Annotated in this window: 16 protein-coding genes; 11 read left to right on the top strand and 5 right to left on the bottom strand. The window is 63.0% G+C overall.

Features of this window, described 5'->3' with window-relative positions; genetic code table 11:
- Positions 1-19: 19 nt before the first annotated feature.
- Positions 20-1384, bottom strand: a complete 1365-nt coding sequence (gene eat, locus ABTV87_RS20900; RefSeq protein ID WP_221533130.1) for an ethanolamine permease — start codon at positions 1382-1384, stop codon at positions 20-22.
- Positions 1385-1801: 417 nt separating this feature from the next.
- Between eat and kdpF the strand changes: the two genes are divergently transcribed.
- The 6 genes from kdpF to ABTV87_RS20870 all read left to right on the top strand — a co-directional run bounded on the left by kdpF (position 1802) and on the right by ABTV87_RS20870 (position 9757).
- A complete protein-coding gene (gene kdpF, locus ABTV87_RS20895) occupies positions 1802-1891 on the top strand; it encodes a K(+)-transporting ATPase subunit F (RefSeq protein WP_007950940.1) in 90 nt (29 codons plus the stop codon).
- 8 nt (positions 1892-1899) lie between these two features.
- Positions 1900-3594, top strand: coding sequence for a potassium-transporting ATPase subunit KdpA (kdpA, locus tag ABTV87_RS20890; protein WP_433898289.1), 1695 nt, complete (start codon positions 1900-1902; stop codon positions 3592-3594).
- A 10-nt stretch (positions 3595-3604) separates the two neighbouring features.
- Positions 3605-5662, top strand: coding sequence for a potassium-transporting ATPase subunit KdpB (gene kdpB, locus ABTV87_RS20885; RefSeq protein WP_127799204.1), 2058 nt, complete (start codon positions 3605-3607; stop codon positions 5660-5662).
- 57 nt (positions 5663-5719) lie between these two features.
- On the top strand, positions 5720-6265 hold the full coding sequence (gene kdpC / locus ABTV87_RS20880; RefSeq protein ID WP_433898288.1) for a potassium-transporting ATPase subunit KdpC: 546 nt from the start codon (positions 5720-5722) through the stop codon (positions 6263-6265).
- Between the two features lie 93 nt (positions 6266-6358).
- Positions 6359-9010: a sensor histidine kinase gene (locus ABTV87_RS20875; protein WP_085607184.1), complete on the top strand. Its 2652-nt coding sequence runs from the start codon at positions 6359-6361 to the stop codon at positions 9008-9010.
- A 48-nt stretch (positions 9011-9058) separates the two neighbouring features.
- Positions 9059-9757 (top strand): response regulator, encoded by a 699-nt coding sequence (locus tag ABTV87_RS20870; protein ID WP_039770498.1) that lies wholly within the window; start codon positions 9059-9061, stop codon positions 9755-9757.
- Here ABTV87_RS20870 and ABTV87_RS20865 read toward each other — a convergent pair.
- Positions 9754-10791, bottom strand: a complete 1038-nt coding sequence (locus ABTV87_RS20865; protein ID WP_085607182.1) for a patatin-like phospholipase family protein — start codon at positions 10789-10791, stop codon at positions 9754-9756. The two genes, ABTV87_RS20870 and ABTV87_RS20865, sit on opposite strands and share 4 nt — an antisense overlap.
- A 217-nt stretch (positions 10792-11008) precedes the next feature.
- Here ABTV87_RS20865 and ABTV87_RS20860 point away from each other — a divergent pair, with 217 nt between their 5' ends.
- The 3 genes from ABTV87_RS20860 (at position 11009) to ABTV87_RS20850 (ending at position 13137) form a co-directional block, all read left to right on the top strand.
- Positions 11009-11287 (top strand): hypothetical protein, encoded by a 279-nt coding sequence (locus tag ABTV87_RS20860; RefSeq protein ID WP_007950948.1) that lies wholly within the window; start codon positions 11009-11011, stop codon positions 11285-11287.
- A 77-nt stretch (positions 11288-11364) separates the two neighbouring features.
- Positions 11365-12132, top strand: a complete 768-nt coding sequence (locus ABTV87_RS20855; protein WP_433898287.1) for a CHAD domain-containing protein — start codon at positions 11365-11367, stop codon at positions 12130-12132.
- A 210-nt stretch (positions 12133-12342) separates the two neighbouring features.
- Positions 12343-13137 (top strand): acyl-CoA thioesterase, encoded by a 795-nt coding sequence (locus ABTV87_RS20850; RefSeq protein ID WP_221535292.1) that lies wholly within the window; start codon positions 12343-12345, stop codon positions 13135-13137.
- Position 13138: 1 nt separating this feature from the next.
- Here the strand turns inward: ABTV87_RS20850 and ABTV87_RS20845 are convergent, their stop codons facing one another.
- The 3 genes from ABTV87_RS20845 to ABTV87_RS20835 all read right to left on the bottom strand — a co-directional run bounded on the left by ABTV87_RS20845 (position 13139) and on the right by ABTV87_RS20835 (position 16021).
- Positions 13139-13504 carry an Mpo1-like protein gene (locus ABTV87_RS20845; protein WP_007950951.1) on the bottom strand — a complete coding sequence of 122 codons (366 nt, stop codon included), beginning with the start codon at positions 13502-13504 and terminating at the stop codon, positions 13139-13141.
- A 120-nt stretch (positions 13505-13624) separates the two neighbouring features.
- The gene (locus tag ABTV87_RS20840; protein ID WP_433898286.1) at positions 13625-15106 is read right to left on the bottom strand and encodes a methyl-accepting chemotaxis protein; all 1482 of its coding nucleotides are present in this window, start codon (positions 15104-15106) and stop codon (positions 13625-13627) included.
- 108 nt (positions 15107-15214) lie between these two features.
- Complete coding sequence (locus ABTV87_RS20835; protein ID WP_433898285.1) at positions 15215-16021, bottom strand: TatD family hydrolase; 807 nt, start codon at positions 16019-16021, stop codon at positions 15215-15217.
- A gap of 236 nt (positions 16022-16257) precedes the next feature.
- Here ABTV87_RS20835 and ABTV87_RS20830 point away from each other — a divergent pair, with 236 nt between their 5' ends.
- Positions 16258-17679, top strand: coding sequence for a transglycosylase SLT domain-containing protein (locus tag ABTV87_RS20830; RefSeq protein ID WP_085607172.1), 1422 nt, complete (start codon positions 16258-16260; stop codon positions 17677-17679).
- Positions 17680-17786: 107 nt separating this feature from the next.
- Positions 17787-18221 carry a DoxX family protein gene (locus tag ABTV87_RS20825; protein WP_007950955.1) on the top strand — a complete coding sequence of 145 codons (435 nt, stop codon included), beginning with the start codon at positions 17787-17789 and terminating at the stop codon, positions 18219-18221.
- Positions 18222-18395: the final 174 nt, after the last annotated feature.

Genomic DNA, 18395 nt, shown 5'->3' with positions numbered 1-18395 from the left:
CGGTTATGCCCGTCGCGGTTTACAGGCCGGTGAGCATCGCGTCTGCCGGGGCGTTGGCGCGCAATTGGCCGGTCAACAGGAAGTAGCCGAAACCGACCGCCATGAAGCCGAGAAAGATCAGCCCGATCAGCGCATTGAACCAGGCCATCGCCACCAGGCACACCACGGCCAGCACCAGTGCGATCAATGGAATCAGCGGATAGCACGGCGCGCGGAAGGTGCGCTCCAGATTGGGTTCGGATTTACGCAGTTTGAACAGGCTGAGCATGCTCATGATGTACATCACGATCGCCCCGAAAACGGCCATGGTGATCATCGCGGCAGTGAGGGTCATGCCGCCGAGGTTGATCAGGCCGTCACTGTAGATCGCCGCGATACCGATCACGCCGCCGGCAATAATGGCGCGGTGCGGGGTCTGGAAGCGCGACAGCTTCGCCAGCGAGGCGGGCAGGTAACCGGCGCGGGCGAGGGCGAAGAACTGCCGCGAGTAGCCAAGAATGATCCCGTGGAAACTCGCCACCAGCCCGAACAGACCGATCCAGACCAGCATGTGCAGCCAGCCGGAGTTGTCACCGACCACGGTTTTCATCGCTTGTGGCAGCGGGTCGTTGATGTTCGACAGGGTGCGCCAGTCACCGACGCCACCGGCGAAGAACATCACGCCCATCGCCAGCAACACCAAGGTCAGAATGCCGCTGATGTAAGCCTTGGGAATTGTGCGTTTCGGGTCCTTGGCTTCTTCGGCGGCCATGGCCGCGCCTTCGATGGCGAGGAAAAACCAGATCGCGAACGGAATCGCCGCGAACATCCCGGCAATCGCCGGTGCACCGAAGACGTCCGAGCCGGCCCAGCCATTCAGTGCGAAGTTGCTGAAGCTGAAGGCCGGTGCGACCACCCCCATGAACACCAGCAACTCGGCGACGGCCAGCACGCACACGATCAACTCGAAGGTCGCGGCCAGTTTCACGCCAAGAATGTTCAACCCCATGAAGACGATATACGCACCTACCGCCGCGTGTTTCGGATCGAGGGCCGGAAACTGCACGTTCAGATACGCACCAATCGCCAGGGCAATCGCCGGCGGGGCGAAAACGAATTCGATCAGTGTCGCCAGTCCGGCGATCAATCCACCTTTTTCACCGAAGGCCCGGCGACTGTAGGCGAACGGCCCGCCCGCGTGGGGGATCGCCGTGGTCAGTTCGGTGAAGCTGAAAATGAAGCAGGTGTACATGGTCGCGACCATGAACGAGGTCACCAGAAAGCCCAGTGTTCCCGCGACGCCCCAGCCATAACTCCAGCCGAAATACTCCCCGGAAATCACCAGCCCCACCGCGATGCCCCACAGGTGCAACGTGCCCAGCGTGGGTTTGAGTTGTGTGTTCATGCGTTTGCTCCCTGAACGGTTTGGAAAGCTCGGGGAAGGGCGTGTGCAGTGGGCGTGCCATTTTGTATTGGCGGGTCGTAATGGGCTGAAAGCTGTCGTATCGGGGATGTTCGCTGCTTGATGGCTGCATTGTTGTGCGCCAGTTGGGTGCGATGTTGTCTGGAATGCCGCTATCGCGAGCAAGCTCGCTCCCACAGGTGTCACCGGTGTCCGGACGTGCGCATTTCAAAATGTGGGAGCGAGCTTGCCCGCGAAGAGGCCCGCCCATACAACACAAAACTCACCTGTAACGCCCGCGTAAACCCACTCTTTACGCTTTCTTTATGCCCCGCGCGCACCCTCGCTCTCGTTCCTTTACAGCCTCCTTTCCGACAATGCCTCCACACGCGGCAATACGCCGTAACACGGAGATCTTCCATGAGCGTTCTGGACGGGGTGTCACTGCTGCTGGCAGTGGGGCTGTTCATTTATCTGTTGGTTGCGCTGTTGCGCGCGGATCGGACTTAGGAGCGGCTATGTACAGTTATGACTATTGGCTGATCCTCGCATTCTTCGCGGTGGTCTTGCTGCCGGCGCCGTTCCTCGGGCGCTTCTACTACAAGGTGATGGAAGGTCAGCGCACCTGGCTGACGCCGATTCTCGGCCCGGTCGAGCGCGGCTGTTACCGCATCGCCGGGGTCAATCCGCAGGACGAACAGAGCTGGCAGAAATACACGCTGGCGCTGCTGGCGTTCAACCTCGCCGGTTTCCTGCTGCTGTTCGCGATCCTGCTGTTCCAGGATCACCTGCCGCTGAACCCGCAAAACCTGCCGGGCCAGGAGTGGACCCTCGCGTTCAACACCGCCGTCAGTTTCATGACCAACACCAACTGGCAGGCCTACAGCGGCGAAGCGTCGCTCAGCTACCTGAGCCAGATGGTCGGCCTCACCGTGCAGAACTTCGTCAGCGCCGCCACCGGCCTCGCCGTGCTGGTTGCGCTGTGCCGTGGCATCGGGCGCAAATCCACCAAGACCCTCGGCAACTTCTGGGTCGACATGACCCGCGCCACCCTCTATGGCCTGCTGCCGCTGTGCCTGCTGCTGGCGCTGTACCTGGTGTGGCAGGGCGTGCCGCAAACCTTCGCGCAATACGTGAATGCTGTGACGATGCAGGGCGTTGACCAAGTCATCCCGCTCGGCCCGGCCGCCAGCCAGATTGCGATCAAGCAACTGGGCACCAACGGCGGTGGTTTCTTCGGGGTCAACTCGGCGCATCCGTTCGAGAACCCGACCGCGTGGAGCAACCTGTTCGAAGTCGCGTCGATCATCCTGATCCCGGTCGCGCTGGTGTTCACCTTCGGCCACTACGTGAAGGACCTGCGCCAGAGCCGCGCCATCATCGGCTGCATGCTCGCGCTGTTCATCATCGGCGGCGCCACTTCGCTGTGGGCCGAGTATCAGCCGAACCCGGCGCTGAACAACGTCGCCGTCGAACAGACCGCTCCGCTGGAAGGCAAGGAAGCGCGCTTCGGCACCACCGCCACCGTGCTCTGGTCGGTGACCACCACTGCGGCGTCGAACGGTTCGGTCAACGGCATGCATGACAGCCTCAACCCGCTCAGCGGCATGGTCGCGCTGGTCAACATGATGGTCGGCGAAGTGATCTTCGGCGGCGTCGGCGCGGGGCTCTACGGCATGTTGCTGAACGTGCTGATCGCGGTGTTCCTTGCCGGCCTGATGATCGGCCGCACCCCGGAATACCTCGGCAAGAAACTCCAGGCCCGTGAAGTGCAACTGCTGGTCGTCACCCTGCTGGTGATGCCGGTCGGCGTGCTGGTGCTCGGCGCGATTGCTGCGAGCCTGCCGGGCCCGGTGGCGGCGGTGAGCAACCCCGGCCCGCACGGTTTCAGCCAATTGCTCTACGCCTACACCTCGGCCAGTGCGAATAACGGTTCGGCGTTCGGCGGCTTCGGCGCCAACACCGCGTTCCACAACCTGATGCTCGGCCTGGGCATGTTGATCGGCCGCTTCGGTTACATCCTCCCGGTACTGGCCCTGGCCGGCAGCCTGGCGATGAAGAAAACCGCACCGATCGGCCAGAACAGCTTCCCGACCCACGGCCCGCTGTTCGTGACCCTGTTGACCGTGACCATTTTGCTGGTGGGCGGCCTGACCTTCTTGCCGACCCTTGCATTGGGCCCTATCGCTGAACACCTGAGCATGGGCTTCTAAGGAGCTGATGATGAATATGCCCGCAATCAAACCCGCCGCCGTCAAGGCGCCGGAACAAGCGAAAACCGCGATCAGCGCCCTGTGGCGTCCGGCGCTGGTGCAAGCGTTCGTCAAGCTCGACCCGCGCCAGTTGCAGCGCTCGCCGGTGATGCTGGTGGTCGAACTGACGGCGATCCTGACCACCGTGCTGTGCTTCATTCCCGACAGCAGCGTGCCGACTTTCGTTGCCGCGCAAATCGCCCTGTGGCTGTGGTTCACCGTGCTGTTCGCCAACTTCGCCGAAGCGCTCGCTGAAGGTCGCGGCAAGGCCCGCGCCGACAGCCTCAAGGCTGGCAGCGAAGGCCTCAGCGCCCGCCGCAAACTGGCCAACGGCAGCTTCCAGGTCGTACCGGCCACCAGCTTGCGCAAGGGCGATGTGGTGCGCGTCGAAGCCGGGGAAATGATCCCCGGTGACGGCGAAGTCATCGAAGGCATCGCGGCGGTCAACGAAGCGGCGATCACCGGTGAATCGGCGCCGGTGATCCGCGAGTCCGGTGGCGACCGATCCGCCGTCACCGGCAACACCCGGCTGGTGTCCGACTGGCTGCTGGTGAAGATCACCGCCAACCCCGGTGAGTCGACCCTCGACCGCATGATCGCGCTGGTCGAGGGCGCCAAACGCCAGAAGACCCCGAACGAAGTCGCGCTGGATATCCTGCTGATCGGCCTGACCCTGATCTTCCTGCTGGTGGTCGTGACCCTGCAGCCGTTCGCCCACTTCGCCAACGGCAGCCTGCCGCTGGTGTTTCTGGTGGCGTTATTGGTCACGCTGATTCCGACCACCATCGGCGGTCTGCTGTCGGCGATCGGTATTGCCGGGATGGATCGCCTGGTGCGTCTGAACGTGATCGCCAAGTCCGGTCGTGCAGTGGAAGCGGCGGGTGACGTGCACGTGTTGCTGCTGGACAAGACCGGCACCATCACTTTCGGCAACCGTCGTTGCAGCGCGGTATATGCCGCGCCGGGCGTGAATGCCCGTGAGCTGGCCGAAGGCGCGCTGTTCGCTTCGCTGGCTGATGAAACTGCCGAAGGCAAGTCCATCGTCGAGTACCTGCGTGGCACCAATCCACAGCCGGAACCGGCGCCGGAAACCCTGACTGCCGTACCGTTCAGTGCCGAAACCCGCTTGTCCGGTGTCGACTATCAGGGCCGTGTATTCCGCAAGGGCGCGGTGGATTCGTTGCTGGCCTTCCTCGGTCAACAACGCAAGGATCTGGCCCCGGCGCTGTCCCGGGAAATCGACAAGATCGCCCAGAGCGGTGGCACGCCGTTGCTGGTCTGTGCCGACGGCAAACTGCTCGGTGCGATCCACCTCAAAGACGTGGTCAAGCCGGGCATCCGCGAGCGTTTCGCCGAGCTGCGCAAGTTGGGGATTCGCACGGTGATGGTTACCGGCGACAACCCGCTGACCGCTGCCGCCATCGCTGCTGAAGCAGGCGTCGACGATGTGCTGGCCGAAGCCACACCGGAGAAAAAACTGGCGCGCATCCGTCACGAGCAGAACGACGGTCGGCTGGTCGCGATGTGCGGCGACGGCGCCAACGATGCCCCGGCGCTGGCCCAGGCTGACGTCGGCATGGCGATGAACGATGGCACTCAAGCGGCGCGTGAAGCGGCCAACATGGTCGACCTCGACAGCGACCCGACCAAACTGCTGGACGTGGTGCAGATCGGCAAGGAATTGCTGGTGACTCGCGGCGCGCTGACGACCTTTTCCATCGCCAACGACGTGGCCAAGTACTTCGCGATCCTGCCGGCGTTGTTCGCGGCGATCTACCCGCAACTGGGCGTGCTGAACATCATGCATTTGAGCAGCCCGCAGAGCGCGATCCTGTCGGCCATCGTGTTCAACGCTTTGATTATCGTGGTGCTGATTCCGCTGGCCCTGCGTGGCGTGCGGGTGCAGGCGGCGAGTGCGGCGGCGCTGCTGCGTCGCAATCTGCTGATCTATGGCCTGGGCGGGATTCTGGTGCCGTTCGTGGGGATCAAGGCGATCGACATGCTGTTGACGGCGTTGCATCTGGTTTGAACCTGAACAGCGGTGTGCCGGGCACACCGCTTCAAGCACGAATTCGAGGATTTTGAAATGTCCACAATGTTACGTCCGGCCCTGAGCCTGCTGGTGCTGATGACCCTGGTCACCGGCGTTGCCTATCCGCTGGTAGTTACGGGCGTCGCGCAAGTCGCCTTCCCCGAGCAGGCCAACGGCAGCCTGGTGCGGGATGCCGAAGGCAAGGTGCGCGGCACGTCGCTGATCGCTCAAGATTTTGTCGGCGATGCCTGGTTCCATCCACGTCCATCAGCCGGTGCCTTTGCAACCGTGTCGAGCAGTGCGAGCAACCTGTCGCCAAGCAATCCGGCGCTGGCCACTCGGATAATCGATGACGCCAACAAGTTGCAGGTTCCCGGTCAGGGCCCGGTGCCGTTGGCGCTGCTGACCACCTCCGGCAGCGGTCTCGATCCGCACTTGCCACCGGCCGCGATTGCCTATCAACTGGCGCGTGTCGCGGCAGCGCGCAATCTGCCGGTGGCGACCCTGCAGCAACTGCTCGACACGCACATCGAACAGCCGCTGGTAGGCCCGCCAGTGGTGAATGTGCTGGCGCTGAACATGGCGCTGGAAAAGTTGTAATGGATGGGACGCAGAGCGTCCCGGGCTGCATTCCCACGCAGACGGTTCGACGCCTCGACGTGGGAACGATCACAGGAAGAGAGAGCTTCAAGCATGAGTGACTCCGGCCGCGCCGACGCGCTGTTAGCAGACTTGCCCCGCGATGGACGCGGCCGGCTCAAGGTTTTTCTCGGCGCCGCGCCGGGCGTGGGCAAGACCTACGCGATGTTGCAGGCCGCCCACAGCCAGCTGCGCCAGGGCGTGAAAGTTATCGCCGGGGTCGTTGAAACCCACGGCCGAGCCGAAACCGAAGCGCTGCTCGGCGGTCTGCCGCAACTGCCGCTGGTGCGCTCGGAATATCGCGGCGTGACGCTGGAGGAAATGGACCTCGACGGCCTGCTCGCCGCCAAGCCGAAACTGGTGCTGGTCGACGAGCTGGCTCACAGCAACGCCCCCGGCAGTCGCCACGCCAAACGCTGGCAGGACATTCAGGAACTGCTCGCCGCCGGCATCGACGTGTACACCACGGTCAACGTCCAGCACCTGGAAAGTCTCAACGATCAGGTGCGTGGCATCACCGGTGTGCAGGTGCGCGAAACCCTGCCGGACTGGGTGTTGCAGGAAGCCTACGAACTGCTGCTGATCGACCTGCCGCCCCGCGAACTGCTCGAGCGCCTGCGCGAAGGCAAGGTCTACGTACCGGAGCAGGCGCGCGCCGCGATTGATGCATTTTTCACCCAGACCAACCTCACAGCGCTGCGCGAACTGGCGATGCAGACCGCTGCCGCGCAGGTCGATAACGATCTCGCTCAAGGCTATCGCCAGCTCGGCCAGGCCGCGCCGGCGGTGCGCGGGCGCTTGCTGGTTGGCGTCGATGGCGATGCCCAGGCCGAACGGCTGGTGCGCCACGCCAGTCGGGTCGCCCAGCGTAGGCATTTGCCGTGGAGTCTGGTGCACGTCGACAACGGCAGTGTGCGCGACGAGCAATCGCGGCTGCGCCTGCAAAGCGCCCAGCAACTGGCCGAACGCCTCGGCGGCGAAGTGGTGTTGCTACGGGCCGGCGAAGTGGCGAAAACCCTGATCCAGCATGCAGCTGAACGTCGGGCGAGTCTGGTGCTGGTCGGTCAATCGCGGCCGCGCCTGCGCAGGCGTCTGTTCGGTGGTGGGCTGGCGGCGCGTTTGCTGCGTCAGGCCCATGGTCTGGAAATCAACGTGCTGGACAGTGATCAGGAACAGCATCAAGCGCGCCCGCGTGTAGCGCCGACGCTGGTGTGGTTCGACTATGCGCTGGCGCTGGTGGCCACGCTGTTGGCCAGTGCGCTGGCCTGGGCGGTGTCCAGCGTGCTGCCGTTGCCGAACATCTCGCTGGTGTTTCTTGCGGCGGTGCTGCTGGTGGCAGTGCGTAGCAGTCTCGGCCCGGCGCTGGCCTGTGCGGCGTTGTCGTTTTTGACCTACGACTTTCTGTTCATTCCGCCGAATTTCTCCTTCAGCATCCAGCGCGAAGAAGACGTGCTGACGTTGCTGTTCTTTCTGCTGATGGCGGCGCTCACCGGCAACCTCGCGGCGCGTCAGCGGCGGCAATTGCAGGCGCTGCGCGATACCCAGGAAGAGACTACCGAGCTGCTCGACCTGTCGCGCAAACTCACCGCCGCAACAGATCGCCAGGCCGTGGTCAGCGCCGCAGCCCAACACCTCAATGGCTGGAGCGATCTGCAACTGTGCCTGCTCAATCGCGACGGGCAGGGCGGCTGGAAAGTCGAAACCGGCGGGCCGCTGCAATTCACTGAATCCGAGCGCGCCGCCGCTGACTGGGCCTGGCAGCACGATCAACCGGCGGGCATGGGCACCGGCACGTTGCCGTTCGGGCGCTGGTGGTGGTGGCCGCTGTCGGTGGAGGACGGACCGCTGGCGCTGCTCGGTGTGTGCGCCAAAGAGGGCCAGACCCTGAGCGGCCAACGTCGTCGTTTGCTGACCGCGTTGAGTCAGCCTTTGGCTCAAGCACTGGCCCGAGCACAACTGGCCGATGACCTGGAAGCCGCACGTCTGCACGGCGAAACCGAACAGTTGCGCAGTGCCTTGCTGGCCTCGGTGTCCCACGATCTGCGCACGCCGCTGACCTCGATGCGCGGCAGCATCGACAGCCTGCTGGCCCTCGGCGAAGCGATCCCGCTGGAGGATCGCCGCGAATTGCTCGAAGGCACTCGCGATGAGGCCGAGCGTCTCGATCGCTACATCCAGAACCTGCTGGACATGACCCGTCTCGGCCACGGCGCCCTGAAGCTGGCGCGGGACTGGGTGTCGCCCGCAGACATCGTCGGCAGTGCGCTCAATCGCCTGCGGGCGGTGTTGTCGTCGCTGCAAGTGAGCACCGATGTACCGGCCGAGTTGCCGCTGCTGTACGTGCATGCCGCGCTGATCGAGCAGGCGCTGGTGAACGTGCTGGAAAACGCCGCCCGCTTCTCGCCATCCCACGGCCGTCTGCAATTGCGCGCCGGGGCGGATGACAGCGAGGTGTTTTTCTCGGTCAGCGATGAAGGGCCGGGGATTCCGGTCGATGAGCGGGCGAAGATTTTCGACATGTTCTACACCGCCGCCCGGGGGGATCGGGGCGGGCAGGGCACGGGGCTGGGGCTGGCGATCTGTCAGGGCATGGTCGGCGCCCATGGCGGGCGGATCAGTGTCGGCGACGGCATCGACGGGCGCGGCACCTGCATCACCCTGCACCTGCCGTTGCAGACGCAACCGGGGATGGACGGTGAAGCCTGATCCGCGCTGCGCTACTCTCTTGCCACTCTTTTGTGTTGATGTGAATTCATGAGCCAGACCGCGACCATTTTGGTCATCGATGACGAACCGCAGATCCGCAAGTTCCTGCGCATCAGCCTCGCTTCCCAGGGCTACAAAGTGCTGGAGGCCGGCACCGGTGCCGAGGGCCTGGCCCAGGCGGCGCTGAACAAACCGGATCTGCTGGTGCTCGACCTCGGCCTGCCAGACATGGACGGCCAGCAAGTGCTGCGCGAGTTTCGCGAGTGGGCCACGGCGCCGGTGCTGGTGCTGTCGGTGCGCGCCAGTGAAGGGCAGAAAGTCCAGGCGCTGGATGGCGGCGCCAATGACTACGTGACCAAGCCGTTCGGCATTCAGGAATTTCTCGCCCGGGTGCGGGCGTTGCTGCGTCAGGCGCCGGCCGGAGAAGCGCAGCAGGCCGCGTTGAATTTCGGCCCTCTGACCGTGGACCTGGCGTATCGCCGGGTATTGCTCGACGGCGTCGAAGTCGCCCTGACCCGCAAGGAATACGCCGTGCTGGCGCAACTGGCGCGGCATCCGGGGCGGGTGATCACCCAGCAGCAATTGCTCAAGGACATCTGGGGCCCGACTCACACCGAGGACAGCCACTACCTGCGGATCGTGGTCGGGCACCTGCGACAGAAACTGGCGGACGACCCGACCCGACCACGATTCATCGTGACCGAGGCCGGCGTTGGATATCGCTTGTTGAGCGAGAGCAGCCTTTAGTTCTGCTCGCTCTCGTAGCGGTCGAGGGTATCCCGGGCAATCTCGCGACCCAGCGCGATCAGCTCCGGCGCTTTGTAGAACTCGAAGAACCTGCACACCCGTTTCGGCACGTTGATCAGGATGTCCGGCGGATACCCGGCGATCTTGTACTGCGCCAGCGAGGTCTGCATCACCTCGAAACTCTGGTTGATCAGGTCGAGCAATGACGCCGGCCCGACGTTATCGATGATGAATGATCCGGTGGCGGATTTCGGCGCGCCATCGCGTTCCGGTGCGGCGGCCGGTTGCTGGGTTTCCGGTTCGGCGCCTTCGACCCACGGATTGATGTCCGCCGCTTCGGCGCGCAGCGCTTCCTGTTCCAGCATCAGCAGTTGCTCGGCCTGTTTGCGGCGGAACGGCATCTTCGAGCCCAACGAATTGATCAGGCTGTCGAAGCGCGTGCGGAACGCGGCGGGGCGCTGGATCACCGGCAGTTTGTAATGGCGCTGGTTGGTCGAGTTGAGATTGACCGCGATGATCAGATCGCAATGGCTCGACACCACCGGCACGATCGGCAACGGGTTGAGAATGCCGCCGTCCACCAGCATCCGGTTGCCCTGCATCACCGGGGTGAACAGGCTGGGAATCGCCGCCGAGGCCCGCATCGCCTGATGCAGGCAGCCTTCCTGGAACCAGATTTCCTGTTGATTGGTGAGGTCGGCGGCTACGGCGGTGTAGGGGATGCGCAGGTCTTCGATGTTGATCTCGCCGACGATCTTACGGATCTGGCCGAAGACTTTTTCGCCACGGATCGCGCCGAGACGGAAGCTCACGTCCACCAGGCGCAGTACGTCGAGGTAATCCAGGCTTTCGATCCAGTTGCGGTACTCGTCAAGCTTGCCGGCGGCGTAGATTCCGCCGACCACGGCCCCCATTGAACAGCCGGCAATACAACTGATGTCATAGCCCCGTCGTTCGATCTCTTCAATGACCCCGATATGGGCATAGCCCCGGGCGCCACCGGAGCCCAGCACCAGTGCGACACGCTTTTTCATCCGACTTCCTCCCGGCAAGGTTCCACAATGCACCCATCGAGGGCCGGGCGACAATCGCCGGGGTCGTTCGGGGCGGCGATGGCGTCGTTTTTTCGATACTTCATGACCCGTCGGCGTTATCTTTTGCAGTGCGGTGGAATCACGGGGCGCAAGGCACTTTTTCGCTGCCGCACCGTCTTACCTGCACGACTGTTGACCTATCTTTGAGGTGTGAGTGATGAAAGCCTGGATCTGTGTGCCGTTGATGGCGCTGGCATTGGCCGGTTGCGCCGGCAAGACCGCTTACCGCGACAGCTGCGGCAGCCAGCTCGACGCAGCGTGGCATGAACTGGATCTGGCGAAAGCCGAAGGATTTGCCGGCACCGTCAGTTATTCCAAGGCGCTGTCGCTGTTGACGGCAGCCAAAACCCAGCAGCAGTTCGAAGGGTTCGAGGGCTGCACCAAGAAAGCCGAAAAAGCGCGTTTCTACATTCGCGAATCCCGCGCCGGGCGCTAAGCTGCTGACGTGGCGCAAGGGCAGGTCGCTTGCGCCGGCGCACACTCGCGCAAAGCCATTGAATTCAGGAGCAAGCGATGTCTGCGTTGGTTGATCGGCTGGTGGCCCACGTCCTGAGCCTCGAAGTGCGGCTGCTGGCCTGTCAGGCCCGTTTGACCGGACGCACCGACCCTGAAGCGCTGCACGATCTGCGCACCACCGTGCGGCGCTTGCGCAGTCTGCTGCGACCGTTGCGCGGTTTGCCCGGTGTCGAACAACTGGAAAGCGCGGCAGCCAGCGTCGGGCAACTGACCACGCCGTGGCGCGACCGCGAAGTGCTGGCGGCCTGGCTGATTAAACATGATCAGCCGGAAGCCGCGCAGCGCCGCATGGCGCAGATGGCCGAGGCGTATCCGACGCTGGCGGCCAGTGCCGAGGTGGCTTCGCTGCTGATGATCCTCGATGCCTTTCCGCGTTTTCTGCGCGCGTCCCAGCGCCAGGGATTACTCAAGCGCCTGGACAAACGCATCGAAAAACGTCTGGGCAAACAATGGAAGAACCTCGACGTGGCGCTGCACGACCCGGCCCACGACCGCCATCGCCTGCGCCTGCTGATCAAGCGTGTGCGTTACGGCATTGAGGCTTACCCGGAACTCGATCGACTGCCCGAAGCCGCATTGCCCCGTTTGAAATCCGCACAAGGCGCCCTCGGTGACTGGCACGATTGCTGGCAATGGCTGGCCCGCGCCGAACTGGAGCCGGATCTGCAACCCTGCGTCGCTACCTGGCAGGCGACCATGGCCAAGGCCGAAATCAAGGCCGACCGGGTGCTGGAAAAGCTCAGCACAGCCTGCTTCAAGTCCTGAATTTTCCACAAGACCACATGTGGGAGCGAGCCTGCTCGCGATTACGGCTGCACGGTCACCAATGAAGTGACTGACACACCGCTATCGCGAGCAGGCTCGCTCCCACACTAAACGGCTTATCTGTCAGTCTCTTTGACCGGAATGGACGCTGCGCCGCTCTGCCGCGCTGGTTAAGATCCGGTCATTCCCTTTTTCGTGTCCGAGGTTTCCATGCGCTTTTGCGATCTGATCGATGCTGTCCGTCGTCAACCGGAGGTCACGATTCCGGCGGAGTGGGGGCAGGGCCGGGCCAGTTTTGGCGGGTTGGTGGCCGCGCTGCAATTTGAAGTGATGCGCACCAAGGTTCCGACCGATCGGCCAGTGCGTTCGCTGGCGATCACTTTTGTTGGCCCAGTCGAGCCCGAAGTGCCGGTGAGTTTTGAAGTCGAGGTACTGCGCGAAGGCAAGGCAGTCAGCCAGGTGCTGGGGCGCGCCGTGCAGAACGGTCAGGTGGTGACGATGGTGCAAGGCAGCTTCGGGGCTTCGCGGCCATCGGAAGTGGCGGTTGAAGCCTATCCCGCGCCGGAGATGAAACACTGGGACGACTGCCAGGAACTGCCGTACATCAAAGGCGTAACCCCCGAGTTCATGCGTCATCTGGCGATGCGCTGGAGTGTCGGCGGCATGCCGTTCACCGGCAATCAATCGCGGCTGATGGGCGGCTGGGTGCGCCTGCGTGGGGATGTGAAGGAAGAGCCGGTCAACGAGGCGCACCTGCTGGCGCTGGTTGATGCCTGGCCGCCCGCGCTGTTGCCGTACCTGAAGAAACCGGCTCCGGGCAGCACGCTGACCTGGACCATTGAATTCGTTCAGCCGTTACGGGATTTGAGCACGCTGGATTTTTGCCAATACCTGGCGGACATCGAGTATGCGGCTGACGGTTACGGCCATGTCGCCGCCAAGCTGTGGAGCGCGAAGGGTGAACTGATTGCCATGAGTCGGCAGACGGTGACGATCTTCGCCTGACTCAATGGCGGCGATGGCGTTCACGCCAGGCGCGGAACCAGCCGCCACTGAGGAAGAACCGCGGAAACGTCAGGAACTGCTCGACCAGCAGACGCGAGACGGCGTCCTTGCGATCACTGAACGGCTCGGAGGCTTGCGCCTCCAGGCTGTGACCGTGACGCTGCAGACCCAGCGCCGCGATGATGCCGATCACACCAATCGCCACGCTGGCCAGACTCAGGCTGAACACACCCGAGACGATCAACAGAAACGCGACAATGAACAGCGGCACGGCAATCAGGTGCAGCACCAGATTGGTCGGGTGCTGATGGTTGTTCGGGTACGCGCGCCATTGCCACGCGGGAAGGTTGGGGTGACGTTTGCCCATGTTGCTGCTCCTCGATCCATGTTTGGTACATGGTTGAAGAATAGGCCCGGGCAGCGAGGGCGGCGAATCAAGGTTGGCTATTGAAGTGATAGGGACAATGGCCATTCTTGATGTTGCCCCCTAGAGCTTCAACTGACCGATCGCCTTATTCAGTTCACCGGCCAGCGTCGCCAACTCGTTACTGGTGGTCGCCGAATCCACGGTCTGTTGCACGGTGTTCTCGGTGACATCGCGAATGCTCACCACCGCGCGGTTCATTTCTTCGGCAACCTGACTCTGTTGCTCCGCCGCCACCGCAATCTGCGTGTTGCTCTCGCGCATCTGCGCTACCGCCCCGGTGATTTCCGCCAGTGCTTCGCCGGCCTCTTGCGCCTGCTGCACGCAGTCATCGGCCTTGTACGAACTCTCCTGCATGAAGTCGACCGCATCGCGGGTGCCTGCCTGCAACGCCGAGACCATAGTGGTGATTTCATCGGTGGAGGTCTGCACGCGTTTGGCGAGGTTGCGCACTTCGTCGGCGACCACCGCGAACCCGCGACCCATTTCCCCGGCGCGAGCCGCTTCGATGGCAGCGTTGAGCGCGAGCAGATTGGTCTGTTCGGCGATGCTGTGGATCACGCTGACCACGCCGTTGATCTTCTGGCTGTCCTCGGCCAGCCGCTGGATCATCTCGGCGGTCTGCTGCACGCCGCTGGACAGGCCGGCAATCGAAGTCTGCACCCGGCTTACCACTTGCTGGCCGCTGCCAGCCAGGCCATCGGCGGTCTGCGACAGGTCGCGCGTGGCGCCGGCGTGCTGGGCGATGTGGTAGACGGTTGCGGTCATTTCGTTGATCGCCGTGGCGGCCTGATCGGTTTCGCTCTGCTGGCCGAGCATGCCGTGACGCACCTCGTTCATGCTTGATGCCAGCCGCGCGGCGCCGACGTCGAGTTGCCGCGCGGTGTTGGCCACGGTGGTCACCACTCGCTGGTAACCGGCCTGCATCGCATTGAAGGCGTTGGCCATCTGACCGACTTCATCCTTGCAGGCCAGCGGCACGCGCGCGGCGAGGTCGCCGGTTTTCTCCACGTGCAGCATCACGTCCTTGAGGGTGTTCAGCTGACTGAGCAGAAAGCGGATCAGCAACTGTGAAGCGCCGAGCATCGCCAGCATCAGGATGAACACCGCCACCGCGTAGTTGGCGAAGCGTTCGCCGAACACCTGGCTGAGGCTGGGGGCGTAGGCGATCACGGCGACCTGCTGGCCATCGGCACGGCTGAAGACCTCGGCGCCGAGCAGCGGGTTTTCGCCAAACAATGGCAGGTGACTGATCTCGATCCAGCCGTTGCTTTCGGTGATCTCCAGCAGCGGTTGACCGTTGAGGCGCGGCGCTTCGCCGCGTTTGAAAGTCAGCACTTGATCGGATTTGGGCAGCGCTTGCCCGGCCGGCCAGGCCTTGAGCAATTGCGCCTGGGCCTGGGCCGAAGTTTGCGCGGCGTGGCTGCGGGCCTGTTGTTCGAGCTGCACGGCGTACAGCACCAGCAACAAAGTGGTGACGAAGGCGACCGCATTGACCGCCCAGAATTTGTATTTCAGCGAGATATTGCTAAGCCAGGCACCCATGGAGGTCTTCTCTGATAGCGGAAACAGTTTTGGCAAGGTGCCATTATTGTGCCGCTACGCAGGTGTCCGGATCTTGATGTGCATCAACAAGTGATGCATTCGCCTCGGCTAGGGCAGGGTAGGTAAACCGTAAAACGCACGCGCGCAGGCGGTGGTGTGAGCCGCCAGATCCTCTTCGGTTTCGCCTCGATGCAATGCCACTTCACGCAGCACTTCGGTCAGATACGCCGGCTCGTTGCGCCCGTTCTTCGGCTTCGGTCGCAATGTGCGTGGCAGCAGATATGGCGCATCGCTTTCCAGCATCAGGCGACCGCGCTTGATCTCCTTCACCAGCGGATGCAAATGGGTGCCGCGACGCTCGTCGCAGATCCAGCCGGTGATGCCGATGTGCAGGTCCATATCGAGGTAGCTGAACAGCGCTTTCTGCTCGCCGGTGAAGCAATGCACCACGGCGGCGGGCAATCGGTCGCGGAAGTCACGGAGGATTTCCAGCAGGCGCTGGCTCGCATCACGCTCGTGCAGGAACACCGGCAATTGCAGTTCGGCGGCCAGCGCCAGATGTTCTTCGAGGACATTTTCCTGCTGCGGGCGCGGCGAGAAATCGCGGTTGAAGTCCAGCCCGCATTCGCCCACTGCTACCACGTTCGATTCCTGCAACAGACTGCGCAGACGCCGCGCGCTGTCGGCATTCCAGTCGCTGGCGGAATGCGGGTGAATGCCGGCGGTGGCGAACAGTCGTTGGCCGTCCGGATCCAGTTGCTGGCACAGCTCCAGCGCCTGTTCGCTGCCTTCGACGCTGGTGCCGGTCAGCACCAGTTGGCAGACCCCGGCAGCGTAGGCGCGGTCGAGCACGGCCTGGTGTTTGTCGGCGAAACTGGGGTTGGTCAGGTTGACGCCGATATCGATGAGTTGCATGGTGCTACCTCGGGCCGAAGGCCGGAAAGCATATCAGAGCTGTAGATTTATAAGAAAAGCCAAGAACTACAACGGCTTATGGCTGTCTGTTGAGGCCGCGAGGCAGGCTGGGCTGGCAGAGTTGCCATCACTGTGCCAGTCTCTCGCACTTTATCAGCGCTCCAGGCGCTCTGTTTTCGTCGGTGTTTTGCGACCGCTCAGCGGTGCAAACGCCCCGTATTCTTTCCGGAGAGTGGATGGTTCGTCCCTCGGTTTTGCTCCTGCTGTGTGGTTCGTTGCTGCTGCCGATGACGGCGGTCGCGCGGCTGCCCGGGCCGCTGCAAGCCGTGCCGGCCGCCAAGGTCCGCGACCTGACCGAGATCCGCAGCAGCCGCGTGTTGCGGGTGCTGGTCAACCAAAGCCGCAACAGCTCCGGCGAAGTCCAGGGCCAGGCCATCGGCATCGAATACCACCGCCTGCGCGCCTTCGAGCAATACCTCAATGGCCACGCCCGCGACGGCCAGGAAATCACCCTCAAGATCATCCCCAAAGCCAAGGATCAACTGCTCGGCGCGCTACAGCGTGGCGAAGGCGATCTTGTTGCGCCAGGCGAACTGCTCGAGTTGCAACCGGGCCACGCGGTCGCCAGCAGCGAGCCGATTGCCAGCAACGTGCCGCTGGTGCTGGTCGGCATCAAGGGTGAAAAGCGCTACACCAAGGTCGAGCAACTCGCCGGCAAAACCCTGGCGCTGCCCACTGGCAGTGCGGCGGGGGAGGCGGTCAGTCAGCTCAACCAGAAACTGGCGCTGCATAAACTGGCGCCGATCAAGATCGAATGGGTCGATCCAACGCTGGCGGTCGAGGATGTGCTGGAAATGGTTCAGGGCGGGATCTTCCACCTGACCATTGTCGAGCAACCGATCGCCGAGCGGTGGGGCAAGATCCTGCCCAAGCTGCGTTTCGACCGTCAGGTGATGATCAGCGAACCGGGCGAGGAATACTGGTTCGTGCGCCGTGATGCGTCGATGTTGCGGGCCAGCATCGACCGCTTCCTGACCGGCTACAAAAAACCGTCGAACGAAGATGCAGCGTTCCTGCGGATCTACCGCCGCCTGTATCAAGTGCACTATCCGTTGGCCAAGGCTGACCGTCAGCGCCTGGAGAAACTGCGCCCGACCCTGCAGAAGCACGCCGAAGCGCAAAACATGGACTGGCTCAACCTGGCGGCGCTGGCCTTCAAGGAGTCGGCGCTACAGCCCAACGCGCGCAGCGGCAGCGGCCCGACCGGGCTGATGCAGATCACGCCGTCCGCCGCGCAGCGAGTCGGCGTCAACAATATCCAGAATCTCGATGCAAATGTGCAGGCCGGGGCCAAGTACCTGGCGATGATCCGCCGCAAGTTCTTCAACAGCCCGAAACTCAATGAGCGCGAGCGCATGGCGTTCACCCTGGCCGCCTACAACATCGGTCCGGAGCGGGTGCAAGGCATGCGCGCCGAGGCGCGGCGTCGCGGCCTGAATCCCAACCAGTGGTTCTTCCAAGTCGAGCGTATCGCCATGGAGCAGGTGGGAATGGGGGCCGTCAGCTATGTTAATAGCGTGAACAAGTATTACTTGGCGTTCGACCGGGAGCGGGAGTCGTTGGAGCCCCGGGGGCAGAAAGTGGTCTCACGTAAATGATCTAATAAATTGATTGTTATGGCGGAATTTTTGCGCTTTTAACATGAAATTAACTGATTAATATAGCGGCCAACCAACAAGCACTTCTGACAACAAGGAAACGCAACATGAGCTCTCTGATCAACAAGGTTCTGTTCACCCGCGCCGGCTACGGTCTGACCATTCTGCGCATTGCCGTCGGCGTGATCTTCGCCGCCCACGGCTCGCAGAAACTCTTCGGCCTGTTCGGTGGCTACGGCCTGGCGGGCACCGCGCAATACATGGAAAGCATCGGTCTGACCCCGGGTTACCTGATGGCCACCCTGGCGGGCGGCACCGAGTTCTTCGCCGGTCTGGCGCTGATCATCGGCCTGCTGGTTCGCCCGGCGGCACTGGGCCTGACCTTCCTGTCGCTGGTGGCGATCTTCACCGTGCACATCAGCAACGGTCTGTTCATGGCCAACAACGGTTACGAGTTCGCCCTGGCCCTGCTCGGTGGCAGCCTCGCGGTGCTGATCGAAGGCGCCGGCAAGCTCTCGGTGGATCGCGCCATCGCCGGTTGAACGCTCTGGCTCAAGCAAAAGGCCCGCATTGTGCGGGCCTTTTTTGTTGCGGCTGATTCTTGACACTGGCCGGTCACGTTCTCTAGGATGCCGCTCATGCGCCGATTTAAACAGCTACTTGCGGGGCGCCAGGTGACTATTCTTCAGTTGCCGTCAGAAGCCGGAACAGGGCTT

The sequence above is a fragment of the Pseudomonas sp. PSE1(2024) genome (assembly GCF_050990555.1).
GTDB lineage: Bacteria > Pseudomonadota > Gammaproteobacteria > Pseudomonadales > Pseudomonadaceae > Aquipseudomonas > Aquipseudomonas aphyarum.
The sequence above is the reverse complement of the archived record's forward strand: the minus strand, read 5'-3'. Positions and strand labels throughout refer to the sequence as shown.